The organism is Bacillus sp. DJP31 (genome assembly GCF_049310945.1).
Taxonomy (GTDB): domain Bacteria; phylum Bacillota; class Bacilli; order Bacillales; family SA4; genus Bacillus_BS.
Genome location: NZ_JBMERO010000107.1, coordinates 1 through 617, shown reverse-complemented (window position 1 = coordinate 617; position 617 = coordinate 1). Strand labels below are relative to the sequence as shown.

General features: G+C 37.3%; 1 protein-coding gene. It reads left to right on the top strand.

What is annotated here, in order from left to right; genetic code table 11:
* Positions 1-617: transposase (locus ACOI1C_RS22695; protein WP_422512898.1), on the top strand; the 617-nt coding region annotated here is incomplete at both ends.

Genomic DNA, 617 nt, shown 5'->3' with positions numbered 1-617 from the left:
ATGGATATGCAGTTAGAACTGCTTCCTTACCATTACTATAACACACTCGGTTTTGACGTTGAACTGATTGATTATATTAATTTGGTAGATGATTCAATTGTGTTAGAGAAAATTAAACCCCTTTTTAAAGATGGAGGCCGTCGGCCTGTAGATCCAAGGACTTACTTCCGAATGCATTATCTCTACTTTACACGTCCTGAAATCACATCTTTTCGTCAGCTTTGTAAGCAACTGATCGATCCCAAAAACCATGCTTGGCGTAACTTTATAGGAACTCCGAATATTAAAGATGTGCCTGTTCACAGTAGTTTGAGTCACTTTCGAAAGGCAGTCACTGTTGAATTGTTTTATGAAATTTTGTTTAATCTTATCCGCCAAGCCTTGAAATTGGATGGCTTTTTACAAACAACCCTTGCAGGCATTGATTCAAGACCTGTTTACGCACTTGTGAATGGTTATAAAAAGAAACGATGCCACTGTGAAGATAAAAAAACATGTGATTGTGAAAAAACATATTCCGATCCTGATGCTAAAGTGGAAGTCCAACGAAATAAGGCCAATCAAAACAAGTTTTTCATTGGATATCGCAAGCATTCTATAGTGTGTCCTACTCCTAA